23 protein-coding genes are annotated in these 23,471 nt (G+C 61.5%); 12 read left to right on the top strand and 11 right to left on the bottom strand.

Going from position 1 to position 23,471, the window contains the following annotated elements:
- Positions 1-4: 4 nt before the first annotated feature.
- The 8 genes from P3C18_RS19320 to P3C18_RS19285 form a co-directional block, all read right to left on the bottom strand.
- Positions 5-1,252: an FAD-dependent oxidoreductase gene (locus P3C18_RS19320; protein ID WP_275963420.1), complete on the bottom strand. Its 1,248-nt coding sequence runs from the start codon at positions 1,250-1,252 to the stop codon at positions 5-7.
- A complete protein-coding gene (locus tag P3C18_RS19315) occupies positions 1,249-2,028 on the bottom strand; it encodes an SDR family NAD(P)-dependent oxidoreductase (protein WP_275963419.1) in 780 nt (259 codons plus the stop codon). Before P3C18_RS19315 ends, P3C18_RS19320 begins: the two co-directional genes overlap by 4 nt.
- Complete coding sequence (locus P3C18_RS19310) at positions 2,025-2,447, bottom strand: nuclear transport factor 2 family protein (RefSeq protein ID WP_275963418.1); 423 nt, start codon at positions 2,445-2,447, stop codon at positions 2,025-2,027. The genes P3C18_RS19315 and P3C18_RS19310 overlap by 4 nt, the downstream gene beginning before the upstream one ends.
- Positions 2,444-3,883 (bottom strand): deoxyribodipyrimidine photo-lyase, encoded by a 1,440-nt coding sequence (gene phrB, locus P3C18_RS19305; RefSeq protein ID WP_275963457.1) that lies wholly within the window; start codon positions 3,881-3,883, stop codon positions 2,444-2,446. Before phrB ends, P3C18_RS19310 begins: the two co-directional genes overlap by 4 nt.
- A gap of 14 nt (positions 3,884-3,897) precedes the next feature.
- Complete coding sequence (locus P3C18_RS19300) at positions 3,898-4,836, bottom strand: MerR family transcriptional regulator (RefSeq protein WP_275963417.1); 939 nt, start codon at positions 4,834-4,836, stop codon at positions 3,898-3,900.
- On the bottom strand, positions 4,833-5,798 hold the full coding sequence (locus P3C18_RS19295) for a DUF523 and DUF1722 domain-containing protein (protein ID WP_275963416.1): 966 nt from the start codon (positions 5,796-5,798) through the stop codon (positions 4,833-4,835). Before P3C18_RS19295 ends, P3C18_RS19300 begins: the two co-directional genes overlap by 4 nt.
- 125 nt (positions 5,799-5,923) lie before the next feature.
- Complete coding sequence (locus tag P3C18_RS19290) at positions 5,924-6,172, bottom strand: TIGR02450 family Trp-rich protein (RefSeq protein ID WP_275963415.1); 249 nt, start codon at positions 6,170-6,172, stop codon at positions 5,924-5,926.
- On the bottom strand, positions 6,169-7,161 hold the full coding sequence (locus P3C18_RS19285; protein WP_275963414.1) for an NAD(P)/FAD-dependent oxidoreductase: 993 nt from the start codon (positions 7,159-7,161) through the stop codon (positions 6,169-6,171). Before P3C18_RS19285 ends, P3C18_RS19290 begins: the two co-directional genes overlap by 4 nt.
- A 194-nt stretch (positions 7,162-7,355) precedes the next feature.
- On the opposite strand from P3C18_RS19285, the gene P3C18_RS19280 reads away from it, so the two are divergent.
- From P3C18_RS19280 to P3C18_RS19270, 3 genes are all read left to right on the top strand, one after another.
- Entirely contained in the window at positions 7,356-8,261 is a 906-nt protein-coding gene (locus tag P3C18_RS19280; RefSeq protein ID WP_275963413.1) for a TIGR01777 family oxidoreductase, read from the top strand.
- A gap of 8 nt (positions 8,262-8,269) precedes the next feature.
- A complete protein-coding gene (gene hemH / locus P3C18_RS19275; protein WP_275963412.1) occupies positions 8,270-9,292 on the top strand; it encodes a ferrochelatase in 1,023 nt (340 codons plus the stop codon).
- Positions 9,293-9,448: 156 nt separating this feature from the next.
- A complete protein-coding gene (locus P3C18_RS19270) occupies positions 9,449-10,780 on the top strand; it encodes an MFS transporter (RefSeq protein ID WP_275963411.1) in 1,332 nt (443 codons plus the stop codon).
- A 211-nt stretch (positions 10,781-10,991) separates the two neighbouring features.
- Here P3C18_RS19270 and P3C18_RS19265 read toward each other — a convergent pair whose 3' ends face one another.
- Both P3C18_RS19265 and upp read right to left on the bottom strand, forming a co-directional pair.
- Entirely contained in the window at positions 10,992-12,272 is a 1,281-nt protein-coding gene (locus tag P3C18_RS19265; RefSeq protein ID WP_275963410.1) for a uracil-xanthine permease family protein, read from the bottom strand.
- 2 nt (positions 12,273-12,274) lie between these two features.
- On the bottom strand, positions 12,275-12,913 hold the full coding sequence (gene upp, locus P3C18_RS19260; RefSeq protein WP_275963409.1) for a uracil phosphoribosyltransferase: 639 nt from the start codon (positions 12,911-12,913) through the stop codon (positions 12,275-12,277).
- 245 nt (positions 12,914-13,158) lie between these two features.
- On the opposite strand from upp, the gene P3C18_RS19255 reads away from it, so the two are divergent.
- Complete coding sequence (locus tag P3C18_RS19255) at positions 13,159-13,716, top strand: hypoxanthine-guanine phosphoribosyltransferase (protein WP_275963408.1); 558 nt, start codon at positions 13,159-13,161, stop codon at positions 13,714-13,716.
- A 5-nt stretch (positions 13,717-13,721) separates the two neighbouring features.
- Positions 13,722-14,195: a WbuC family cupin fold metalloprotein gene (locus P3C18_RS19250; protein WP_275963407.1), complete on the top strand. Its 474-nt coding sequence runs from the start codon at positions 13,722-13,724 to the stop codon at positions 14,193-14,195.
- 59 nt (positions 14,196-14,254) lie between these two features.
- Here the strand turns inward: P3C18_RS19250 and dauA are convergent, their stop codons facing one another.
- Positions 14,255-15,997, bottom strand: coding sequence for a C4-dicarboxylic acid transporter DauA (gene dauA / locus P3C18_RS19245; RefSeq protein WP_275963406.1), 1,743 nt, complete (start codon positions 15,995-15,997; stop codon positions 14,255-14,257).
- A gap of 449 nt (positions 15,998-16,446) precedes the next feature.
- On the opposite strand from dauA, the gene P3C18_RS19240 reads away from it, so the two are divergent.
- From P3C18_RS19240 to P3C18_RS19210, 7 genes are all read left to right on the top strand, one after another.
- Positions 16,447-16,734: a PA4642 family protein gene (locus P3C18_RS19240; protein ID WP_160088297.1), complete on the top strand. Its 288-nt coding sequence runs from the start codon at positions 16,447-16,449 to the stop codon at positions 16,732-16,734.
- Between the two features lie 259 nt (positions 16,735-16,993).
- Positions 16,994-17,587 carry a TetR/AcrR family transcriptional regulator gene (locus tag P3C18_RS19235; RefSeq protein ID WP_275963456.1) on the top strand — a complete coding sequence of 198 codons (594 nt, stop codon included), beginning with the start codon at positions 16,994-16,996 and terminating at the stop codon, positions 17,585-17,587.
- A 52-nt stretch (positions 17,588-17,639) separates the two neighbouring features.
- Entirely contained in the window at positions 17,640-18,749 is a 1,110-nt protein-coding gene (locus tag P3C18_RS19230; protein ID WP_275963405.1) for an NADH:flavin oxidoreductase, read from the top strand.
- A 241-nt stretch (positions 18,750-18,990) separates the two neighbouring features.
- Positions 18,991-19,938 carry an alpha/beta hydrolase gene (locus P3C18_RS19225; protein WP_275963404.1) on the top strand — a complete coding sequence of 316 codons (948 nt, stop codon included), beginning with the start codon at positions 18,991-18,993 and terminating at the stop codon, positions 19,936-19,938.
- 310 nt (positions 19,939-20,248) lie between these two features.
- The gene (locus P3C18_RS19220) at positions 20,249-20,755 is read left to right on the top strand and encodes a TRAP transporter small permease subunit (protein WP_275963403.1); all 507 of its coding nucleotides are present in this window, start codon (positions 20,249-20,251) and stop codon (positions 20,753-20,755) included.
- A complete protein-coding gene (locus P3C18_RS19215; RefSeq protein WP_275963402.1) occupies positions 20,755-22,080 on the top strand; it encodes a TRAP transporter large permease subunit in 1,326 nt (441 codons plus the stop codon). The genes P3C18_RS19220 and P3C18_RS19215 overlap by 1 nt, the downstream gene beginning before the upstream one ends.
- A gap of 209 nt (positions 22,081-22,289) precedes the next feature.
- Entirely contained in the window at positions 22,290-23,339 is a 1,050-nt protein-coding gene (locus P3C18_RS19210) for a TRAP transporter substrate-binding protein (protein ID WP_275963401.1), read from the top strand.
- The last annotated feature ends 132 nt before the right edge of the window (positions 23,340-23,471 follow it).

Raw genomic sequence — 23,471 nt, 5'->3', positions numbered from 1 at the left:
TTCACTACAGTGCCTCACCGAATTCACGGGCCACGCGCAGCGCGCTGACCACGCCGTCTTCATGGAAGCCGTTGGCCCAGTACGCGCCGCAGAAGTAGCTGTGGTTGAGCCCCAGCAACTCTTCCCAGCGCGCCTGCGCGGCCATGCCGGCCAGGCTGTATTGCGGGTGGGCGTAGGTGTAGCGGGCGAGGATCTTGCTCGGGTCGATGGCCGCGGTCTGGTTCAGGCTGACGCAGAAAGTCGTATCGCTCTTAATACCCTGCAGGATATTCATGTCATAGGTCACGGCGGCTGGCTGATCCACCGGCCCGCCGAGGCGATAGTTCCAACTGGCCCAGGCCAGTGGCCGTTTTGGCAGCAGGCGGGTGTCGGTGTGCAGCACCACATCGTTGTCGGCATAGGGCAGCGCGCCGAGGATTTCCTTCTCGATGTGCGTGGGCTCGGCCAGCAAAGCCAGGGCTTGGTCGCTGTGACAGGCGAAGATCACCTTGTCGAAGCGCTCGGTTCCGGCGGCGCTATGCACGGTCACGCCGTCAGCATCACGCTCGACACGGGTCACCGCGCAGTTGAGGCGGATATGTTGCTTGAAGGATTCGGTCAGCGGCGCCACATAGCTGCTGGAGCCGCCTTCGACCACACACCACTGCGGCCGATCACTGACCGACAACAGGCCGTGGTTCTTGAAGAAGCGCACAAAGAATTGCAGCGGAAAACCGAGCATATCGTTTAGCGACATCGACCAGATCGCCGCGCCCATCGGCACGATGTAATGCTGGATAAAGCGCTCGCTGTAACCATTGGCCTTGAGGTAGTCGCCCAGGGTCATATCGCTGGCGATGCGCTGCAGATTGAGGTCATTCAGTGCCTCGCGGTTAAAGCGCAGGATGTCGCGCACCATGCCCCAGAACTTTGGCGAGAGCAGGTTGCGGCGCTGGGCGAACAGGCTGTTGAGGTTGTGGCCGTTGTATTCCACACCGCTGACCGGGTCGCTGACCGAGAAGCTCATCTCGGTGGCCTTGAAACCGACGCCGAGCTGGCTCAGCAAGCGGATAAAGTTCGGGTAGGTCCAGTCGTTAAATACGATAAAACCGGTATCTATGGCATAGCTCTTACCCGCCACCTCGACTTGCACGGTGTGGGTGTGTCCGCCAATCCAGGCGCCGGCCTCGAATACGCTGATCTCGTGGTTGCGGTTAAGCAGGTAGGCGCTGGTCAAACCGGCGATACCGCTGCCGATAATGGCGATCTTCATGGGTTTTCCTTGGTCTTGGCTTCAGTGCGGGCCATGCGGGCGCCGATGGCCACCTGCAAGCGCTTGGGCAAATGGCCGAGCAGCTTGAGCATGGCGATAAACGGGCCGGGGAAGCTTATTTCAAAGGGCTGCTGATGCAGGCGTTCAGCGATATAGCTGGCGGCTTTTGCCACCGGCCAGCGCATGGGCATGGGGAAGTCGTTTTTCTGCGTCAGCGGCGTGTCGACAAAGCCAGGGCTGACCAGGGTGACGGCAATGTTTTCGGCGTGCAGGTCAATGCGCAGAGCTTCCAGCAGGTAGCGCATGGCAGCCTTGGAGGCGCCGTAGGCTTCGGCGCGCGGCAGCGGCATAAAGGTCACCGAGCTGCCGACACCGACCAGGTGCGGCCGGTTGCCCTGGCGCAGCAAAGGCAGAGCAGCTTCGATGCAGTAACTGGCGGAGAGCAGGTTGGCGCGCATCACTCGCTCGACCATCGCTGCTTCAAAGGCTTTAACCTCGACATATTCGCAGGTGCCGGCATTGAGGATGGCGCAATCCAGCGCGCCCCAGACCTGCGCGATGTGCTCGCCGATGGCCTGCACTTGCGTCGCATCGCTGAGATCACCGGCGACCACCAATACCTGCTGCGGATAGCGCTTGGCCAGGTCCTGCAAGGGCTCAAGGGTGCGCGCACTGAGTGCCAGGCGATGACCTTGTTGCAGCAGTTGTTCGGCCAGGGCAGCGCCGATACCGCTACTGGCTCCAGTGAGCCAGATCCGTCGTGCGTTCGCGTTCATGCCAATCTCCGTTTTAGCCAGCGAATTGCCGAACCGAGCACGGGCAGGTGCTCATAGAGCAGGCTGCCAGCGTCGAAGTAGTCACGGTGACGATAGACCTTGTCCTGCCACAGCAGGTGCGAGCAGCCCTCCACGCGGATCAATTGACCCTTGGCCAGGCGTGGGTGGCGGTAGCTCATGGTCCAGCGCAGGTAGCCTTCACCGTCGCGCACCTGATCAAAGCCATAGAAGTCAAAGCGCAGCTCGCTGACGTTGGCGTACATTTCGCCGAAGTAGCGCTGCATATTGGCCAGCCCACGCACTTCATGCAGCGGGTCGCAAAATAGTGCGTCGTCGCTGTAGAGGCGGCCCAGGCGGTCGAGGTTGTCTTTGTTCAATCCGGCAAAGTCTTGGGCGAATTGGCGTAGGAAATCGCTCATAGCACCTCCTCGCCGGCAAGGTGCGGTAGGCTCTTGAACGCAGCCAGGGCGCGCGTGCGGCTTTTGCTCAGTTCGACAATAGGCGAGGGGTAGTCGGCGATGCCGAACAGCCCACCCATGGCCGCCGGGTTATGGATATTGGTTTTGTTCAGGCCGACCAGCTCAGGCAGCCATTGGCGGATAAAGCGGCCATCCGGGTCGAATTTCTGCGACTGGCTGAGTGGGTTGAAGATGCGAAAGTACGGCGCCGAGTCGGTACCGGTAGAAGAACTCCACTGCCAGCCGCCGTTGTTCGCCGCCAGATCACCATCGATTAGGTGATGCATAAAAAAGCGCTCGCCTTCGCGCCAGTCGATCAGCAGGTTCTTGGTCAGGAACATTGCCACGATCATGCGCAGGCGGTTGTGCATCCAGCCGGTGGCCAGCAACTGGCGCATGGCCGCATCGATGATCGGAAAGCCGGTGCGGCCTTCCTGCCAGGCCTTCAGTTCCAGCGGCGCATCGCGCCAGGCCACCGCCTCGGTTTCCGCACGGAAGGCGCGGTGCATGGACACGCGCGGGTAGCCGACCAGGATGTGTTTGTAGAACTCACGCCAGAGCAGCTCGTTGATCCAGGTGATCACCCCGACATTGCCGCTGTCGAACTCGCCCTGGTTGGCCTGCAAGGCCGCATGCAGGCACTGGCGCGGTGAGATCACGCCAGCGGCCAGATAGGTAGACAGCTGGCTGGTACCGGGTTGCGCAGGGAAGTCGCGGGCGCTCTGGTAGAAGTCGATCTGCTGCGCGGCAAAATCATCCAGACGCCGCGCAGCCTCGGCTTCACCGGCTGGCCAGAGTTCACGGAGGGCCACAGTTGGTTGGGCAAAACCTACCACTTGTTCAGGAATGGCATCGCTTTGGATCGCCAGCGGCGCCTGTGCTTTGGGTGTCGCGATCAGAGCGGGCATGGCGCTGTGCAGGCGTTGGTAGCAGACCTTGCGGAACTGGCTATAGACCTGGAAGTAGCCGCCGGACTTGGTCAGTACGCTGCCGGGCTTGAAGAACAGCTGATCCAGATGGCTGCGAAAATTCACCCCCAGGCCTTCCAGTGCCTCGGCCACGGCTTGGTCGCGGCGGGTTTCATGCACGCCGTACTCTTCGTTGACCTGCACCGTGCCGATCTGCAGCTGTTGGCACAGTTCGCCGATCACCTGCGGCGCGGCGCTCCAGTGATCGGCTTCACGTACCAGCAGCGGTACGTTGAGTTTGTCCAGCTCAGTGGCCAGTTCTTTGAGGTTGCGCAGCCAGAAGTCGACCTTGCTCGGCGCATCATCGTGGTTCAGCCACTGGCCGGGGCTGAGCAGATACAGCGCCACGGTCGGGCCGCTGCTCATGGCGGCAGCGAGGGCGCTGTTGTCCTGCACGCGCAGGTCGGTACGAAACCACATCAGTTGCAGCATGGTATTTCCCATCAGCTGTGCAGCAGGTTGAGGTCGGTCAGGCTGTGCAGCGCGGCCAGCGGGTCGGAGGCCAGGCTCAGGTCGGCGTTCTGCGCGGTGATGCTCTGCAGTTCTTCGGCATGGATTTGCACAACCTGGCCGACCAGCAGGCAGGGGCAGTCATAACCACCGAGCAGACGTTGCAGGTGGGTGCTGTTCAGCGCCTGGCTGGAATACAGCAGCACCGCGCGCGGCTGGATATGCTCGACCGCCAGGGCCAGTTCGGTCGGCGGCAGCGGCCAGTCGAAGACTTCCACCGGGCAGCCGGCGCTGCTCGCCAGCCAGGCGGTCAGCCACAGACCGGGGGCCATCGGCAGGTCGGAAACGTTGATCAGCAGCAGCGGCGCGCCGTTGTGCTGACGGTTGTTGTGGTACAGGCGCGCGCCGAGCTTGCTGCGCAGCCAGGAGTAGAAGAAAACCCGCTCGGCCTGGGCGCCGAACTGGTTGCGCCAACGCAGTTCCAGATCCTCAAGCAGCGGCAAGATCAGTTGCTGGCACAGGGTGTGCGGCGGGTAGAGCGCCAGTTCGCTATTGAAGCAGTCATCCAGGCGGCGCTCATTGAGGTTGCAGATGGCTTCCTGCAACTGCTGGCGCTTGGTTTCCCACTGCGAACTGGCTTCGGCAAATGCCGGTTGGTTGGAACGCAGCAGCCCCTTGACCTGGCTGACCGAAACGCCGCGATTGAGCCAGGTGAGAATCGCCTGGATACGCGCGACATGTTCATCCGAATACAGGCGATGACCCTTGGGTGTGCGGTGCGGCACGATCAAGCCGTAACGGCGCTCCCAGGCGCGCAGGGTGACGGCGTTGACTCCGGTGATGCGCGCCACATCGCGGATCGGCATAAAACCCTGGGCGATGGCTGCCTGGTAGTCGTCGGCCGCACCTGCGCTGATTGGCTGCAGGCTCATAGGGCGTTACGCAGGCTGAGGTTTTCTGGGTGCGGTTGCAGGTAAACCTGCTGCGCGATGTAGTGATCCGGATGACGACGGAAGTGATGCTTGAGCAGGGTCATGGGCACTACCAGCGGCACCACACCATGGCGGTACTGGCCGATCAGCTGCTGCATTTCCTGCTTTTCTTCGCTGCTTAGCGACTGCTTGAGGTGGCCGCTCAGATGCTGCAGCACATTGCTGTGGGTGCGGCGGGTGGCGCAGCTTTTCAGTGCGCTCATCAGCTCGCTGAAATAGCGCGGCGCCAGCTCGTTGATGTCGTGTTGGCCAAGGTTGCCGAGCATGCGCCCGAGCAGCTTGTACTGCATGGGGTTGGTGGCCATCAGCAGGTATTTGTAGCGCGAATGAAAGTCGATCAGGCGCTTGCGGGTCAGGCCATCGCGCAGCAGCTGTTGCCATTCCGAATAGGCAAATACGCGGGTAATAAAGTTCTCGCGCAGGATTGGATCGTTGAGGCGACCGTCTTCTTCCACCGGCAGGTTGGGGTGCCGCGCGCAGAAGGCCTGGGCGAAGATGCCACGGCCTGGCTCGCTCGGGCGGCCGTTGTCCTGATAGACCTTGACCCGGTGCAGGCCGCAGGACGGCGACTGCTGCATAAAGATGTAGCCGCAGATATCCGTCAGCTCGCCGGCCATGCGCTCGCCGTATTCGGCCAGCGGTGCGGTGACATCCACCTCGCGCCTGACCGTGCCCACGGCGCGTGGCGCTAGTGGGTCGCCGACCAGGCGGATCGGTTCACGCGGAATACCCATGCCGATGGCCACTTCCGGGCACAGCGGGGCGAAGTCGAAATATTCGCTGAGGGTGCGGCTGCACAGGCGCGATTCCTTGTGGCCGCCGTTGTAGCGCACCTCGGAACCCAGCAGGCAGGCGCTGATGCCCAGTTTGGGTTTGCCGGTGGCGGTTTCGGATGGGCTCATGGGCAACCTCTGATGTACGACTTGTACAGATCCTGATGGATGTACAACTTGAGTTCATCATAGGTTTGTAATTGTACAAGTCAATATTTTTGTACAACTACTGTAGGGTTTTGTGTGTGGGCCTGTTACTTCCAACCCATGCGCCACTGCTCGGGGTTTTCCAGTGCGCGCCAGTCCAGGCGTTGGCAACGCTGGTTAAGCACGGCCTGCAACTCGATCTGCAATACCGTGCCGTCTTCGTCGCAGAACAGTTCGGTAACGAGAAAATGCTTTTCACGGTTCTGCGGCTGCGCTGCTGTCCATTTCGACAGCAGCAGCTTGCGTGGGTTAAGCCGATGTTTGGCCGGCGTTGTTGGGCGTGCCTGAACTGTCATTGCAGGTGTTCGAGCAAGCGTCGCGCCGCTTCCTGGCCGCTCAGCCAGGCGCCTTCAACCCGGCCGGACAGGCACCAGTCGCCGCAGGCATAGATGCCCAGGTCGGCATCGGCCAGTACGCCCCACTGGTGTGCGCTGGCCGGACGGGCGTAGAGCCAACGGTGCGCCAGGCTGAAGGCGGGGGCGGGTACGGCGCAGCCGATCAGCTCGGCGAAGGCGCCGAGCAGGTGTTCGATCACCGCTTCCTTGGGCATATCCAGGTGCTGCTTGGTCCACTGGCTGCTGGCATGCAGCACCCAGGTGTCGAGTTGGGTGTCGCGGCCCGGTTTGCTGCGGTTGCGCGCCAGCCAGTCGAGCGGGCTGTCCTGTACAAAGCAGCCTTCCACGCGGGTTTCCAGCGGGTTGGCAAAGGCCAGGGCCACCGCCCAGGTTGCTTCCATGGTCACGCTGGCGGCGGCGCCGGCGAGTTTCGGCACGCTGGACAGCAGCGCCGTAGCCTGTGGCGCCGGGGTGGCGACGATCACATGGCTGAACGGGCCGTGGTTGTTGCCTTCGGCATCCTGCAGGTGCCAATGCTGCTCGCCGCGAAACACTTCGGTGATGCGGCAGGAGAAGCTCACTGGCAATGCGCCGAGCATGGCGCGGGTGATTGCACTCATGCGTGGACTGCCAACCCAGCGCACCTGTTCATCCGGCGAGGCGCTGAGCTGGCCGTTATTGAAGTTGTAGAGGCTGGGGGTCCATTCGGCGACCCAGCCACGGGCTTGCCATTGTTGCACCACCTCGACAAAGCGGCGGTCGCGGGCGGTGAAGTACTGCGCGCCAAGGTCCAGCGCGCCGGCATCACTGCGCTTGCTGGCCATGCGGCCGCCACTGCCGCGGCTCTTGTCGAACAGTTGCACCGGGTGTCCGGCGGCATGCAGCGCCTGTGCGGCAGACAGCCCGGCGATGCCGGTGCCGATGATGGCGATGGGGTGTAGAGCGGTCATGGTCTACCTCGTGTTTTCAAGCGTTAGGCTACGCTTTAGACAAAAGCTATACAATATGGTTTTTGTGTATAAGCTATGCCGGAGTCGATCCTGCCTTCCTATAGTTAAGACAACCTGCAGCCGGATTGAAGCCACAAACGGCATTAATCCGTCGATTGTTAGCAACTATGCAAAGGTCATGCGAGGGCATTGTTATGCACATTCTTCTGACAGGCGGAACCGGTTTGATCGGGCGCGCGCTGTGCCGCCACTGGTTGCAGCAAGGCCACCAATTAACGGTGTGGAGCCGCAGGCCCGAGCAGGTCGCGGCGCTCTGTGGCGACGCGGTGCGCGGTATTGGCCGGCTCGATGAACTGGCTGAAGAACCCTTGGATGCCGTGATCAACCTGGCCGGCGCACCGATTGCCGACCGGCCCTGGACGCGTAAACGCAAGGCTCTGCTATGGGGCAGTCGGATTGGCCTGACCGAACAATTGCTGGCCTGGCTGGAAAGCCGCGCGCACAAGCCGCAGGTGTTGTTGTCCGGTTCGGCAGTTGGCTGGTATGGCGACGGTGGCGAGCGTGAATTGCATGAAGATTCGCCGCCCGTCAGCAAGGATTTCGCCGCCCAACTGTGCGGTGCCTGGGAAGAAACCGCCCTGCGCGCTGAGGACTTAGGCATCCGTGTGGTGTTGCTGCGCACGGGGCTGGTGCTGGCTGCTGACGGCGGGCTGCTCAAGCGCCTGCTGTTGCCGTTCAAGCTTGGCCTGGGTGGCCCGCTCGGCAATGGCCGGCAGTGGATGCCGTGGATTCATCTCAGCGACCAAATCGCCCTGATTGATTTTCTCCTGCAGCAGGACTCGGCTCGCGGTCCTTATAATGCCTGCGCGCCGACGCCTGAGCGTAACCGCGCCTTCAGCCAGGCCTTGGGCCGCGAGCTGCACCGCCCGGCCTTTATGCCGGCCCCGGCCTTTGCCCTGCGTGCGCTGCTGGGGGAGCTGTCGGTATTGCTGCTCGGTGGCCAGCGCGCGATGCCGACGCGTTTGCAGGAGGCTGGCTTCAGTTTTCGTTTTACTCATTTGGATGTGGCCCTGGCAGATTTGCTCGGCCAACCTGACTAGGACTTTGCATGACCGATCACGCCTTGCTGTTGGTAAACCTGGGCTCGCCTGCCTCCACTGACGTGGCTGATGTGCGCCGTTACCTCAACCAGTTTCTGATGGACCCCTATGTCGTCGATCTGCCCTGGTCGCTGCGGCGTCTGCTGGTTTCGCTGATTCTGATCAAGCGTCCGGCCGCCTCGGCGCATGCCTACGCCTCGATCTGGTGGGAAGATGGCTCGCCGCTGGTGGTGCTGAGTAAGCGTCTGCATCAGGCGATGAAGGCGTCTTGGACCCACGGTCCGGTGGAATTGGCCATGCGCTATGGCGAGCCGTCGTTGCAAACCGTGCTGACCCGCCTGGCCGCCCAGGGCATCAAGCAGGTCACCCTGGCGCCGCTGTACCCGCAGTTTGCCGACAGCACCACCACCACGGTGATCGAAGAGGCGCGGCGGGTGGTGCGTGAGCAGCAACTGCCAATGCGCTTTTCCATCCTGCCGCCGTTCTACGATCAGCCGGAATACCTGGATGCCCTGGTCGACAGCGCCAAGCCGTATCTTGAGCAGGATTTCGACCATCTACTGCTGAGCTTTCACGGTCTGCCGGAACGGCATCTGCACAAGCTCGACCCCAGCAATCACTGCCTGAAAGGTGATGATTGCTGCCGCACTGCCGCGCCCGAAGTGCTGGCGACCTGTTATCGCGCTCAGTGCCTGCGCAGCGCCGAGCTGTTCGCTCAGCGCATGGGGCTTAAGCCCGAGCAGTGGTCGGTGTCGTTCCAGTCACGCCTGGGCCGCGCCAAGTGGATCGAACCCTACACCGAGGCGCGCCTCGATGAACTGGCCAAACAGGGCGTGAAGAAGCTCTTGGTGATGTGCCCGGCCTTTGTCGCCGATTGCATCGAAACCCTGGAAGAAATTGGCGACCGTGGTCGCGAGCAGTTTGTCGAAGCCGGCGGCGAGAGCCTGCAGCTGGTGCCGTGCCTGAATGATCATCCTAGTTGGGTCGCCGCCCTGAAAACTTTGAGTGAGCGCGCACCGCTGATGCTCTAACCGAATGCGGCGCGGCTGTCATTCGCTCGAAGGGATGCCGCGCATTCGCCTCACTGATAACACCTAAGGGCGATACTCATCGCCCTGTATATCGGCCTAAGCTGGCAGCTCTTTCAACCGTCGTGCACCGCACCAACGGTGCCGAGGAGACTGCCAGTGCCCAACAACAATAACGGCTATCCCTCTGCTACCCGCGCCTGGGTAACTGTCGCCATCCTGATGGTGGCGTACGTGCTGTCGTTTATCGACCGGCAGATTCTCAATCTGCTGGTTGGCCCGATCCGCCGCGACCTGATGATCAGTGACACGCAGATGAGCCTGCTGATGGGGCTGTCATTCGCGCTGTTCTACACCGTCTGCGGCATTCCCCTGGGCCGACTGGCCGATACCAAGAGCCGCCGTGGGCTGATCGCCATCGGCGTGCTGTTCTGGAGTGCGGCCACCGCTGCCTGCGGCATGGCCAAGCTGTACTGGCAATTTCTGCTCTGCCGCATTGGCGTGGGCGTCGGCGAGGCGGCGCTGTCGCCTGCGGCCTATTCACTGATTGCCGACAGCTTTCCGGCCGAGCGCCGCGCCACCGCCATCAGCGTGTATTCCATGGGGGTTTACCTCGGCTCCGGCCTGGCCTTTCTGCTTGGCGGCCTGGTGATCCAGTTCGCCTCGGCGCAGGGGGACGTGACGCTACCGGTGTTTGGTGAAGTGCGCCCCTGGCAGCTGATTTTTCTGATTCTTGGTGCAGCGGGGATTCTTTTTACTCTGCTCCTGCTGGCGGTCAAGGAGCCCGTGCGGCGCGGCGTTGGTGCCGGTATCGCGGTGCCGCTGGCGGATGTTGGACGTTATATCCGCGCCAACCGGCGTACCGTGCTGTGCCATAACTTCGGTTTTGCCGGCCTGGCGTTTGCCGGTTACGGCAGCGCGGCCTGGATTCCGACCTTCTTTATCCGCACCTACGGCTGGGATGCCGGCCAGGTCGGCATCGTTTACGGCAGCATTGTTGCGGTATTTGGTTGCCTGGGTATCGTCTTTGGCGGCCGTTTGGCCGACTGGATGGCCAAGCGCGGCAGCAGCGACGCCAATATGCGCGTCGGCCTGTATGCGGCCATCGGTGCGGTGCCTTGTGTGCTGGCCTTCCCTCTGATGGAAACGGCGCTGTGGGCAGCGATTCTGACTGCACCAGCGGTGTTTTTCCTGAGCATGCCGTTCGGCGTGGCACCGGCGGCAATTCAGGAAATCATGCCCAACTCGATGCGCGGTCAGGCCTCGGCGATCTACCTGTTTGTCATCACCCTGATCGGCCTGGGCATTGGCCCGACGGCGGTGGCTCTGGTGACCGACTATGTATTTGCCGATGACATGGCGCTGCGTTACTCGCTGCTGATCGTCACCAGCATCGCCGTGTTCAGCTCCATCGTGCTGCTGAGCATGAGCCTTAAACCCTATCGCGAGAGTGTGGTGCGGTTGCAGCAGTGGTCGGCTAATCCGGCCTGAGTCGGGCTAGCAATCGCGTAATACTGTTCATTTAAGAAAAATGCCGCTTCCCTGTTACAGGCAAGCGGCATTCTTTTGCGCTTAGAACCGTAGGATGGGTGATAACCCATCAGTCAATTGATGGGTTATCACCTAGGCGGCTCCACCCATCCTACGCCTTGGCTCAACAACCAAGGCTCTCTATACAGTTAACCGCTTAAACGGTTGCGAGCTACAAATCCGGCTCTTCCAGCACGGTCTTGCTGCGCCAGCCTTGGCCACCCGGCAACACCAGGTTAAGTCCCAGGGCGCAGATAGCGCACAGCGAGATGCCGGATAGGGCGAAGTCGCTGTTGCCGATCACCATGCCGCCGATGCCGAACACCAGGGTCACCGACACGATGATCAGGTTGCGCGCTTCGGACAGATCGACTTCGTGACGGATTAGGGTGTTCAAACCGACCACCGCGATGGAGCCGAACAGCAGGCAGAGAATCCCGCCCATCACCGGTACCGGAATGCTCTGCAACGCGGTGCCGAACTTGCCGACAAAGGCCAGACCGATGGCGAAGCAGGCCGCCCAGGTCATGATCTTCGGGTTGTAGTTCTTGGTCAGCATCACCGCGCCGGTGACTTCCGCGTAAGTGGTGTTGGGTGGGCCGCCGAACAGGCCGGCGGCCGAGGTGGCCAGGCCGTCGCCGAGCAGGGTGCGGTGCAGGCCGGGCTTCTTGATAAAGTTCTTGCCGGTTACGCTGCCGATCGCCACTACGCCGCCGATGTGCTCGATGGCCGGAGCCAGGGCGACCGGGACGATGTAGAGAATCGCACCCCAGTGCAGCTCCGGCGTCACGAACGCAGGAATCGCCAGCCAGGGTGCGGCCGCGACATTGCTGGTGTCGATCACCCCGCAGAACGCAGCGACGATGCAGCCAACGATAATCCCCGCGAGGATCGGCACCAGGCGCAGCAGGCCACGGCCCATGGCGGCAACCAGCACGGTGGTGACCAGCGCTGACATGGAAATCAGCATGGCGGTTTCATACGGCACCAGCTGCGCGCTGCCATCGCCGGCCTTGCCCATGGCCATATTCACCGCCACAGGCGACAGCGCCAGGCCGATGGAAATGATCACCGGGGCAATCACCACCGGCGGCAGCAGGCGGTCGATAAAACCGGCGCCTTTAACCCGCACCACGGCGCTGAGCAGGATATACACCAGGCCCGAGGCAACGATGCCGCCGAGTACGGCCGGCAGGCCGAACTCACCCTTTGCGGCGAGAATCGGTGCGATAAAGGCAAAGCTGGAGGCCAGGAATACCGGCACCTGGCGGCCGGTCACCAGTTGGAACAGCAGGGTGCCGATACCGGCGGTGAACAGCGCGACGTTGGGGTCCATGCCGGTGATCAGCGGCATCAGCACCAGGGCGCCGAAGGCCACAAACAGCATCTGCGCGCCGGAAATGCCCTGGCGCCAGAGTGGATCGTTGTATTCGTCCTGCTTATGAGCCTGCATGCTTAGGCGTCCTTCTGCTTGGTGCCGAAGATCTTGTCGCCGGCATCACCGAGGCCGGGAATGATGTAGCCGTGTTCGTTCAGGCGCTCGTCGATGGAGGCGGTGAAGATCAGCACATCCGGGTGTGCGTCGTTGACCACCTTGATGCCTTCAGGAGCGGCGACCAGCACCATGKCGCGAATATCCTTGCAGCCGGCTTTTTTCAGCAGGTCGATGGTGGCGACCATCGAGCCGCCGGTGGCCAGCATCGGGTCGATGATCATCGCCAGACGCTCGTCGATTTCCGGCACCAGCTTTTCCAGGTAGGTATGTGCCTGCAGCGTCTCCTCATTGCGCGCCACGCCCACGGCGCTGACCTTTGCTCCCGGGATCAGGCTAAGCACGCCTTCAAGCATGCCGATGCCGGCGCGCAGGATCGGCACTACGGTGATTTTCTTGCCGGAGATTTTTTCCACCTGCACGGTGCCGCACCAGCCTTCGATCTCGCAGTTTTCCAGCGGCAGATCCTTGGTTGCCTCGTAGGTCAGCAGCGCGCCGACTTCCTGGGCCAGCTCACGAAAGTTCTTCGTGCTGATATCGGCGCGGCGCATTAGGCCGAGTTTGTGGCGGATCAGCGGGTGGCGGATCTCGAGGATGGGCATGGCGGGGTCTCCGGCAGGACGGGCGAAAAATTGCGTTAGATTAAAGCATTGGCTATGCCAAGTGCTGGGCCAAGATGGCCTAATGTCGCTAAATAGCGGCTAACGTGTCGCCGCTTGCGGGCAATTGCCGCAGTTGGTCTGCCGGGGCTTGCTCTGCATGGCGCAGATGCGTACCTTTGCCGGCTTTTATTTTGACGCATTGATCAGCTTTCTGGTCTGGCGTCCCGCTCCCAAGAGGAAACAGCATGTCCGTCGATCTCGCGCATATCCGCCAAGTTATGGCTGAAGCCGATTGCCTGCACAGCAATGCCGAGGTTGAGGTGGCCATCGACAGCATGGCGGCCGCCATCAACAACGAGATGGCCGACAGCAATCCTGTAGTGTTCTGCGTGATGAACGGCGGGCTGATCTTCTCCGGCAAGCTGCTGCCCAAGCTCAACTTCCCGCTGGAATTGTCCTATCTGCACGCCACTCGCTACCGCAATGAAACCAGCGGCGGCGAGCTGTTCTGGAAGGCCAAACCGGAAATCTCCTTTATCGACCGCGACGTGCTGATCATCGACGACATCCTCGATGAAGGGCACACCCTCGGTGCAATCATCGATTTTTGCCGGCACGCCGGCGCCAAGAACGTGCGCATCGCTGTGCTGGTAGACAAGACCCACGACCGCAAGGCACGCCCCGACCTCAAGGCTGATTACGTTGGCATGGCCTGCGTTGATCGTTACGTGTTTGGCTATGGTATGGACTACAAGGGCTACTGGCGCAATGCGCCGGGTATCTATGCAGTTAAAGGGTTGTAAGACGCATGACTGAGCCACGCTTTCTCGATCAGACCCTGTTTGGCGCACTGGCCGAGCAAGCGGCGGCCAGCTCACGGCAACGCCAGCACCATAACTTCCACCAGATGGAAGAGCCCTGCCATCGCATGGCGGTGGGGCTGCAGCCGGACACCTATATCCCGCCGCATCGCCATCTTTCGGCGGATAAGGCCGAAGCGCTGCTGGTGCTGAAAGGTCGCCTGGGCTTGCTGATCTTTAATGACAGCGGTGAGGTGCTGGATAAGCGCGTGCTGGAGGCGGGTGGCGCCTGTGTCGGCGTCGACCTGCCGCCAGGAGTGTTTCACGCCCTGGTGGTATTGGAAGCCGACAGCATTCTGTTCGAGTGCAAAGCCGGGCCCTACAAACCGGTGGGCGAGGGCGAGCAGGCCAGCTGGGCGCCGCGTGAAGGCGAGCCTGGGGTTGCCGACTACCAAGCCTGGATGCGCGCGCAATTTAGGTAGCCCGGATGCAATCCGGGAGCGGTTTATGCTGCGTTAGATTTCCCCGGATTGCATCCGGGCTACACGAGCTCTGCTTCTCCATCGGCCTTTGGCGCTAGCCAACGCAACGCTTTCTCCCTGGCTTGGGCCAGGTCGCGCACATAGGCCAGCTGTCCTTCCACTCGTACTATCCCTGCGCGGCGCAATTGCAGGCGCACCTGGGCCGTCGGCCCGCTCAATATCAGTCCGACCTGCTGCTCGCGGTAGTCGCGCAGTACGTTGTCCAGTGCGGCGATGGCGGTCATATCCAGCAGCGGCACCGCGCTGATATCGACGATCACCACCTTCACCCCAGGGGTAAAGCGTCTGAGCACGCTTAGGGCCTTTTCCGCTGCGCCGAAGAACAGCGGCCCGCGAATCGCGTAGGCCAGCACATGCTCGGGCAGGTCATTCAGCGCCTGGTGAAAGTGCTTGGGCAGCGCTTCGGTATCGGTCAGGTCGCTCATGCGTTTGATAAACAATCCGGCGGCCAGCAGCAGGCCGACGCCCACGGCCAGCACCATATCGAACAGCACGGTAAGAATCAGGCAGGTCAGCAGCACCAGCACATCACTGCGCGGGGCGATGCGCAGGGTGTGGCGCACATGTCGCGGCTCGCTCATGTTCCACGCCACTATCAGCAGCAAGGCTGCCAGCGCCGCCATCGGCAGGTAGCTGAACAGGGGCGCGAGAAACAGGATAGCGATCAGCACCACGCCGGCGTGGGCGATAGCGGCCATCGGCGAGTAAGCCCCGGCGCGCACGTTGGCGGCGCTGCGGGCAATCGCGGCGGTGGCGGTGATGCCGCCGAACAGCGGCGCGACCAGGTTGCCGATGCCCTGGCCGATCAGCTCGCCATTGGGGTCATGCTTGCTGCCGGTCATGCCATCGGCGACCACCGCGCAGAGCAGCGATTCAATCGCCCCGAGCATGGCGATGGCAAAGGCCGGGGCGAGCAGTTGGCGAAACAGCTCGAAACTCACCACCAGCGGTTGGCCATCTGCGCCAGGTAGCTGCCAGGGCCAGATAAAGCTTGGCAGAAATGGCGGAATACCGGGGTGCTCAACGCCATCCAGGCTGTAGCTGAAACGCTCGCCAATAGTCGCCACGGGAATCTGCAGGCTTTCCAGTAGCAGCCCGAGCAAGGCGCCGACCATCAGCGCCACCAGATGCCCCGGTACTTTCGGCACCCAGCGCGGCCAGATCAGCAGAGTCGCCAGGCACACCAGCGCCACCAGGCAGTCGCCCAATTGCAGGCTGGGCAGGGCGTGCAGCAGGCCGTTGAGTTGTTCGATGTAGTTGTTCGGCTCAGTGATCAGGTGCAGGCCCAGCAGATCCTTGATCTGCAGGGTGGCGATGACGATGCCGATGCCGGCGGTAAAACCCAGCGTCACCGGGTAGGGGATAAATTCGATCAAGCGGCCGGCGCGCATCAGCCCGAGGGCAATCAGGATCACCCCGGCCATCAGGGTGCACAGCAGCAGGCCGCCGAGGCCGAATTGCTGGGTGATCGGCAACAGAATCACCACAAAGGCGGCGGTCGGCCCGGAAACATTGAAGCGCGAGCCACCAAACAGGGCGATCAGCGTACCGGCCACCAGCACCGTATACAGGCCGTGCTGCGGTGCTACACCGACGGCAATCGCCAGGGCCATGGCCAGCGGAATGGCGATGATGCCCACCGTGACCCCGGCGCTCAGGTCGCTGCGCAGGTTTTTCCAGCCGTAGCCGGCGCGCAAGGTCTGGCGCCAGGCGGAGAACAGCGGCGGTAAGGGCAGCGACATAATGACTCCCTAGGGTCTGTTCCCGTTTCGTTCGCGGCCGCGCCGGAGCCTGTTTTAGCGCGAGGCAAGGCACGAGACACGAAGTTTGGTTGTTCCAAATGAGTGTCGAGAAACGCAGTATCGCGCTAAAACAGGCCCGTCCCTGCGGGTTGCGCGCAAAATCTCGCCATGCGGTGTTGGAGGACTTGGCAAGGGGGCGACCATTACCTGCGTCCTCCGCCTAGCCTGGCGAGATTTTGCGCAGCAACGCGGCTCGCGACGAAGCGAGAACAGACCCTAAGGCTGGCCGCAGTATAAGGGCGGGGAGTGGTGGGCTGTGTTGACCTAAGTCGGCTGTTACCCATGCGTGGCGCGTGTTAGAAGAGTCGGCTGAGTTGCATCCGTTGAGCCGTTGCCCACCCCGGAGGTACACTGCCGGCCCCGTGTGGCCTGGTTAGCTGGAGTGAACGATGCGTAAAGACAAGAAACAGGTGATTGGCGAAGAGATTGGTGACGAGCCGATCAAGCTGTTCCTCAGCGTAGAACCGGCCGATGCCACGCCGCCGTCGCTGCACAAGCTGGTCAAGGCCTACCGTGGCCTGCGTATCGACGATTTCGAGCGCTTTGTCGGCTTCTTTGTCGCCGCCGGCTACGACCTGAATGCCAAGGATGCCCAAGGCAATGACTTTATCGCGCTGATCCAGGATCAACGTTTTGCCGAGCCTTACATTGACGTAATCAAAGCCGCTCGCGGCTGATCCAACCCTCCGCCAGGCCGCTCTTTGGCTTGGTAGTGCGCGTTGCTCTGTGCAGCGCGCTGCGCTTCATTAAATCAGCGCTTCTATCGCGGGCATGGCCCGCTCCTACAGTCACTGACACCTGTAGGAGCGGGCCATGCCCGCGAAATCGTATGGTCGCCAGCCCTGCTCAGGCAATTACCCGCTCTACTTCTTACTGATAATCACGCAGATCAATAGTGCTGGGCGAAGCAAGACGACCGGTCATATTCTTGCCGGCATGAACTCCAGCATCCGACTCGACAAGCGTGACCTGATCCTCGCCAAAGGCGCCGAGGTGATGACCCGTCGTGGTTATCACGGTGCCGGCGTGCAGGAGATCGTGCAAGCGGCGGGGGTGCCTAAGGGCTCCTTCTACCACTACTTCGCCAGCAAAGAAGACTTTGCCCTGCAGGCCCTGCGGCAGGTTTATCAGCCGCGTTTGGCGCGTTATGCCGAAGCCTTGGCCAATCCTGCATTGAGCCCGCGTGAACGCATCCTTGGTTATTACGCCGAACTGGTGGAGCACTTCGCTCGCCAGGAGCGTCTGGAATACCACTGCTTTATTGGCAGCCTGAGTTTCGAGATGGCCGAGCTGTCGCCGACCCTGGGCGCGCAGGTTGATGCGATTCTGCAGGCCTCGGCGGACACCCTGCAGGTCTGTCTGGAACAGGCTCAGGCGGCAGGTGAACTACCCGCCGATGAAGATTGCCGCAACCTGGCGAGCTTTATTGCCAATGCCTGGCAAGGCGCGCTGACCCGACTCAAGGTGGCGAACAACACCCGCGCCCTGACTGACTTTATCCAACGCCTGCAGCTGCTGTTGCAGGCTTGATCACAAGCCCCTTTAACCAGTTGCGGCGCTCTGGCCGCCCCGAGGAATGATGATGACCGATCCCGTTAAAGCGCTGTTCCAACCCTTTACCCTGGGCAACCTGGAGCTGCCGACCCGTGTGGTCATGGCGCCGATGACCCGTTCCTTCTCCCCGGGCGGCGTACCGAATAGCAAGGTCATCGAGTACTACCGTCGCCGCGCTGCTGCTGGCGTTGGCCTGATCGTCACCGAAGGCACCACCGTTGGCCACAAGGCATCCAACGGTTACCCGAACGTGCCGCGTTTCTACGGTGAAGACGCTCTGGCCGGCTGGAAGAAAGTGGTCGATGCAGTGCACGCCGAAGGCGGCAAGATCGTTCCGCAACTGTGGCACGTAGGCAATGTGCGCAAGCTGGGCACCGAGCCGGACGCCAGCGTCCCAGGCTACGGCCCGAGCGAGAAAATCAAAGAAGGCAACGTGGTTGTGCACGGCATGACCCAGGACGACATCAAGGAGGTGATCGCCGCCTTCGCCCAAGCCGCCAAGGATGCCCAAGCCATTGGCATGGACGGCGTGGAAATCCACGGTGCCCACGGCTATCTGGTCGACCAGTTCTTCTGGGCTGGCAGCAACCAGCGCAGCGACGAATACGGCGGTGACCTGGCCCAGCGCTCGCGCTTTGCCATCGAGCTGATCCAGGCCGTGCGCGCCGCAGTAGGCCCGGAATTCCCGATCATCTTCCGTTTCTCGCAGTGGAAGCAGCAGGACTACAGCGCTCGCCTGGTGGAAACCCCGCAAGCTCTGGAAGCCTTCCTCAAGCCGCTGTCTGATGCTGGCGTAGACATCTTTCACTGCTCGACCCGCCGTTTCTGGGAGCCGGAGTTCGACGGCTCCGAGCTGAACCTGGCTGGCTGGACCCGCAAGCTGACTGGTAAGCCCACCATCACCGTCGGCAGCGTCGGCCTGGATGGTGAGTTCCTCCAGTTTATGGTCAACACCGACAAGGTGGCCGAGCCGGCCAGCCTGGAAAACCTGCTGGAGCGCCTGAACAAGCAGGAGTTCGACCTGGTGGCCGTAGGCCGTGCACTGCTGGTCGACCCGGATTGGGCGGTAAAAGTACGCGATGGCCGCGAGCAGGACATTCTGCCGTTTAGTCGTGATGCGCTGACCAGCCTGGTCTAAATACCCGTTTTATCGTGTGCGTCGCAAAACGGCGCAACACTCCTCAAGCCCCGGCACATCGGGGCTTTTTTTCGTCTGCGTATCGGCCTGCGTGTAGGCGCGGGGGGACGCCTAGTTCCATGCCCGCGAAGCCCTTATCGCTGCAATGGGCCGCTTCTACAACTGGCTGGTGCACGACGGTCACAGGCAAGCTGCGCCTCGTTGACTAGTATTGCCAGTGCCCCGCCATCAGGTCCCGAGTATGAAACGTGTTGTGCAGATATCCGTATCCCTTGTTCTGCTGTTGCTGATCAGCCTGGCCGCCGCAGTGGCCTGGAACTGGGCGCCGGATCGTTCCCTTGCCGACCTCAAGCCGCGCTGGGCCTTGCCGCCATCCGAGTTTCTGGCCATCGACGGCATGCTGGTGCACCTGCGTGACCAGGGCCCACGGGATGACCCCGCACCGATTGTGCTGCTGCATGGCACCTCGGCCAGCCTGCACACCTGGGAAGGCTGGGTGGCGGCGCTGCAGACTAAGCGTCGGGTGATCAGTCTTGATCTACCGGGCTTTGGCCTGACTGGGCCATTCCCCGATGGCGATTACCGTATAGCCCACTACAGCGTCTTCCTCTCCCATGTGCTGGATCAGTTGCAGGTGCCGCGCGCGGTGCTGGCGGGCAACAGTTTTGGCGGACAGCTGGCCTGGCAATTTGCCCTGGATTATCCGCAGCGCGTTGAACGGCTGGTGCTGGTGGATGCCGCCGGTTATCCGCGCAACGCCACCTCCATGCCCATCGGTTTTCGCCTGGCGCAGATGCCCGCGCTGGGGCCGCTGATGGCCAACCTGCTGCCCCGGCAGATGATCGAGGCAAGCATCCGCAACGTCTATGGCGACCCGGACAAGGTCAGCGATGAACTGATCGACCGTTACTACGAACTGACCTTGCGTGCCGGCAACCGCGAAGCCTTGCGTCAGCGCTTTATTCAGGTCGAAGCGGGGCAGAGCTACACCCGCATCGCCGAGCTCAAGGTGCCGACGTTGATTATCTGGGGCGGCCGCGATGAGTTGATTCCACCGGTCAACGCCGAGCGCTTCAAGCGCGATATCAAGGGCAGCCGCCTGGTGCTGTTCGACGAGCTGGGCCATGTGCCCCAAGAAGAGGACCCCGCACGCACCGTGGCGGTGCTGATGGGCTTTCTAGAGGGCTAGTCGGGTTTTTTCGGCGCTTTTCCCTGCGCACTAAGCTGCTGATATTTCAAGAGAGATTGGCCGCGTAAAAGAGCTGGCGTGCTTTGTGCTACCTCAGCTTGCGCTGATTGGCATTGGCCAATCTTGGTCTTGCAGCTTGTTGAAAAATTACCTGCGTTGCCGATACGGCGTTAAAAACAGGCTCGGAATGCTCATTTACAGCTCGTAAACTCCGCTTCCTCGCCTGTTTTTGCCTTGTCTCGGCTGCCTCGCCTACATTTTTCAACGAGCTGCTAGGCTCTCGGAATAACAATTATTCGGCAGGTGCAGTATGCCCAAGGCCATCAGGCTGTTTGTGCACGCAGTGGAGGCGCTCAACCGCGTGGTCGGGCGTTTCGCCATGTACCTGATCTTCGCCATTCTCGGCGTGCTGCTCTATTCCTCAATCAGCAAGACGTTCTTTATGCCGGCCGCCTGGACGCTGGAATCGGCGCAGTTTCTGATGGTCGCCTACTTCCTGCTTGGTGGCGCCTATTCCATGCAGCTCGATGCCCATGTGCGCATGGACCTGTTCTACAGCCGCTGGTCGCCACGGGCCCGCGCGATCATCGATGCAATCACCATCGGCTTTCTGATTTTCTACCTGGTGTTTCTGCTCTACGGCGGTATTTCCTCGACTCAGTACGCCCTTGAGTACAACGAAACCAGCTACTCGGCCTGGTCGCCGAAAATGGCGCCGATCAAGATCATCATGTGCATCGGTATTGCCCTGATGCTGCTGCAGGCCATCGCCACCCTGTTCAAGGACATCGCCGCCGCGCGGGGGGAACCGCTGTAATGGATTACGAGCTGATAGCCCTGCTGATGTTCTCCTCGATGATGTTGCTGCTGCTTACCGGAAAACGGGTATTTGGCGCGATTGGTTTTGTCGCAGTGGCGGCGGCCCTGCTGTTGTGGGGCGATGGTGGTTCGGAAATGGCCTTCAGTGCGGCCATGAAACTGATGAAGTGGTACCCGCTGCTGACCCTGCCGCTGTTCGTATTTATGGGCTACATGCTCTCCGAATCAGGGCTGGCCGAAGACCTCTACAAGATGTTCCACGTCTGGATGGGCCCGCTTAATGGCGGCCTGGCCATCGGCACCATCGGCCTGATGGTGGCGATCTCGGCGATGAATGGCCTGAGCGTGGCGGGTATGGCCATCGGCGCCAGTATTGCGCTGCCGGAGCTGCTGCGCCGTGGTTACGACAAGATCATGGTCACCGGGGTGATCCAGGCCGGTAGCTCCCTGGGCATTCTGATTCCGCCGAGCGTGGTGCTGGTGCTGTACGGCATGATCGCCCGTCAGCCGGTCGGCCAGCTGTGGTTGGCCGGGGTGTTTCCCGGCCTGCTGATGGCTGGGCTGTTTATCCTCTATATCGCCGTGCGTTGCCGCTTGCAGCCCGAGCTGGGACCTGCTTTATCCGCGGAAGAGCGCGGGCAGATCAGCCGGCGCGAGAAACTGCTGCTGCTCAAAGCCGGCTTTGCGCCGCTGTTTATCTTCTTCTGCATGACCGGGCTGTTTCTGATGGGCATTACCAGCCTGGTGGAAAGCTCGGCGGTGGGCGCGGCAGCAGCCACCCTGATGGCGCTGGTCAAGGGGCGTTTGACCCGCAGCGTGATGGAAGAAACCCTGCGCAAGACCCTCGGCATCAGCTGCATGTTTATGTGGATCATCCTCGCCGCGCTGTGCTTTGGCGCGGTGTTCGACGGCCTCGGTGCGGTCAAGGCGATTGAGGCATTCTTCCTCGAAAGTCTCGGGCTGGGGCCTTGGCAGGTGCTGATTCTGATGCAGCTGTCGTTCATCATCATGGGCATGTTCCTCGATGACACCGCCATGCTGGTGATCGTCGCCCCCCTCTATATTCCGTTGGTCGGTGCTCTGGGCTTCGACCTGGTCTGGTATGGCGTGCTCTACACCATCACCTGCCAGATCGCTTATATGACCCCGCCCTTTGGCTACAACCTGTTCCTGATGCGCGCCATGGCTCCGCCGGAAGTCTCGCTGCGCGACATCTATGTGTCGGTTACCCCATTCGTGCTGATCATGGTGCTGGCGTTGGTGCTGGTCATGGTCTTCCCGCAGATCGCCCTGTGGTTGCCACAGTGGCATTACGGCAGGTGAGCACATGAGTTTCAGCAGTAGGCCAGCGCAGTCGCACCTATAGAAGCCAGTGAGGATTGCTGCGGCATGTGCCGCTTATGCCGTACGCAATCCTCAAGGGCTTTGTCGCAATCAGGTGCAGGTTGCCCCTCTGAAAACCCTGCCAGTGCCCCGTGGGCCAGGCAGTGCGGTTGTATGCCATCTGAATCGACAAGTCTGGAGATAACAGCATGAGTACGAGACGCAGTTTTCTGAAAACCGCCGCGGTGGCCACCGGGGCAGCAGGGGCAACGGCATTGGGTTCGGCACATATCTACGCCGCCGAGCCAAAGAAAATCGTTTGGCGCCTGCAAACCTATGCCGGTGCGGCGCTGGGCGAGCATGTGATCAAACCCTCCATCGACGCCTTCAACAAGGCCGCCAATGGCGAGATGGAAATCCAGCTGTATTACGCCGACCAACTGGTGCCTACCGGCGAGCTGTTTCGCGCCATGCAGAAGGGCACCATCGATGCGGTGCAGAGCGATGACGACTCCATCGCCGCGCCCGTGGATATCTCGGTGTTCGGCGGCTACTTTCCGTTCGCCACCCGCTACAGCCTGGATATTCCCGTGCTGTTCGAGCAGTACGGGCTCAATGAAATCTGGGCCGAGGCCTATGGCGAAGTCAAAGGCGTGACCTGGCTCGGCGCTGGCGCCTGGGACCCGTGCCACTTCGCCACGGTGGAGCCGATCACCAAGCTTGAACACCTCAAGGGCAAGCGCATCTTCACTTTTCCCACGGCCGGTAAGTTCCTCACCCGTTTTGGCGTGATCCCGGTAACCCTGCCCTGGGAAGATGTCGAGGTGGCCATGCAGACTGGCGAGTTGGACGGCATTGCCTGGTCCGGCATCACCGAGGACTACACCGTCGGCTGGGCCAACGTGACCAAATACTTCCTCACCAACAATATTTCTGGCGCCTGGTGTGGCTCCTACTTCGCCAACTCGGACAAATGGGCCGAGGTGCCCGAGCACCTGAAAACCCTGTTCAAACTGTGCATGGACAGCTCCAACTACTACCGCCAGCACTGGTACTGGGGCGGTGAAGCGCAACTGCGGGTCGAGGGCGGCAAGCTGCAACTGACCTCCATCGCGGCCGAAGAGTGGGCCACGGTGGAAGCCGAGGCGCTGAAGTTTTGGGATGAAATCGCCAAAACTAGCCCACGCTGCGCCAGGGTGGTGGAGATCTTCAAGAAGTACAACGCCCTGATGGCCAAGGCCGGTGCGCCCTATCGTTGATCGCGTCGATGCGCCTGCAAAACCACGCCCGCGCCGCAAGGAGCGGGCGTTTTGTTTACACCCTGGCGTTGCCTGCGGGCTGCGCTCAATCGCTGCAATACTCTTTGCCGCGATTGATCACCCCCAGGCTTT

The sequence above is a fragment of the Pseudomonas sp. 1928-m genome, from assembly GCF_029269135.1.
Classification (GTDB): Bacteria; Pseudomonadota; Gammaproteobacteria; order Pseudomonadales; family Pseudomonadaceae; genus Aquipseudomonas.
This window is presented reverse-complemented; position numbering and strand designations above follow the sequence as displayed.

Bases quoted from the DNA above. Each gene is read 5' to 3' on its own strand.
- P3C18_RS19320 (WP_275963420.1), bottom strand. From the start codon at position 1,252: ATGAAGATCGCCATTATCGGCAGCGGTATCGCCGGTTTGACCAGCGCC.
- P3C18_RS19315 (WP_275963419.1), bottom strand. From the start codon at position 2,028: ATGAACGCGAACGCACGACGGATCTGGCTCACTGGAGCCAGTAGCGGT.
- P3C18_RS19310 (WP_275963418.1), bottom strand. From the start codon at position 2,447: ATGAGCGATTTCCTACGCCAATTCGCCCAAGACTTTGCCGGATTGAAC.
- P3C18_RS19300 (WP_275963417.1), bottom strand. From the start codon at position 4,836: ATGAGCCTGCAGCCAATCAGCGCAGGTGCGGCCGACGACTACCAGGCA.
- P3C18_RS19295 (WP_275963416.1), bottom strand. From the start codon at position 5,798: ATGAGCCCATCCGAAACCGCCACCGGCAAACCCAAACTGGGCATCAGC.
- P3C18_RS19290 (WP_275963415.1), bottom strand. From the start codon at position 6,172: ATGACAGTTCAGGCACGCCCAACAACGCCGGCCAAACATCGGCTTAAC.
- P3C18_RS19285 (WP_275963414.1), bottom strand. From the start codon at position 7,161: ATGACCGCTCTACACCCCATCGCCATCATCGGCACCGGCATCGCCGGG.
- P3C18_RS19280 (WP_275963413.1), top strand. From the start codon at position 7,356: ATGCACATTCTTCTGACAGGCGGAACCGGTTTGATCGGGCGCGCGCTG.
- hemH (WP_275963412.1), top strand. From the start codon at position 8,270: ATGACCGATCACGCCTTGCTGTTGGTAAACCTGGGCTCGCCTGCCTCC.
- P3C18_RS19265 (WP_275963410.1), bottom strand. From the start codon at position 12,272: ATGCAGGCTCATAAGCAGGACGAATACAACGATCCACTCTGGCGCCAG.
- P3C18_RS19255 (WP_275963408.1), top strand. From the start codon at position 13,159: ATGTCCGTCGATCTCGCGCATATCCGCCAAGTTATGGCTGAAGCCGAT.
- P3C18_RS19250 (WP_275963407.1), top strand. From the start codon at position 13,722: ATGACTGAGCCACGCTTTCTCGATCAGACCCTGTTTGGCGCACTGGCC.
- dauA (WP_275963406.1), bottom strand. From the start codon at position 15,997: ATGTCGCTGCCCTTACCGCCGCTGTTCTCCGCCTGGCGCCAGACCTTG.
- P3C18_RS19240 (WP_160088297.1), top strand. From the start codon at position 16,447: ATGCGTAAAGACAAGAAACAGGTGATTGGCGAAGAGATTGGTGACGAG.
- P3C18_RS19235 (WP_275963456.1), top strand. From the start codon at position 16,994: ATGAACTCCAGCATCCGACTCGACAAGCGTGACCTGATCCTCGCCAAA.
- P3C18_RS19230 (WP_275963405.1), top strand. From the start codon at position 17,640: ATGACCGATCCCGTTAAAGCGCTGTTCCAACCCTTTACCCTGGGCAAC.
- P3C18_RS19225 (WP_275963404.1), top strand. From the start codon at position 18,991: ATGAAACGTGTTGTGCAGATATCCGTATCCCTTGTTCTGCTGTTGCTG.
- P3C18_RS19220 (WP_275963403.1), top strand. From the start codon at position 20,249: ATGCCCAAGGCCATCAGGCTGTTTGTGCACGCAGTGGAGGCGCTCAAC.
- P3C18_RS19215 (WP_275963402.1), top strand. From the start codon at position 20,755: ATGGATTACGAGCTGATAGCCCTGCTGATGTTCTCCTCGATGATGTTG.
- P3C18_RS19210 (WP_275963401.1), top strand. From the start codon at position 22,290: ATGAGTACGAGACGCAGTTTTCTGAAAACCGCCGCGGTGGCCACCGGG.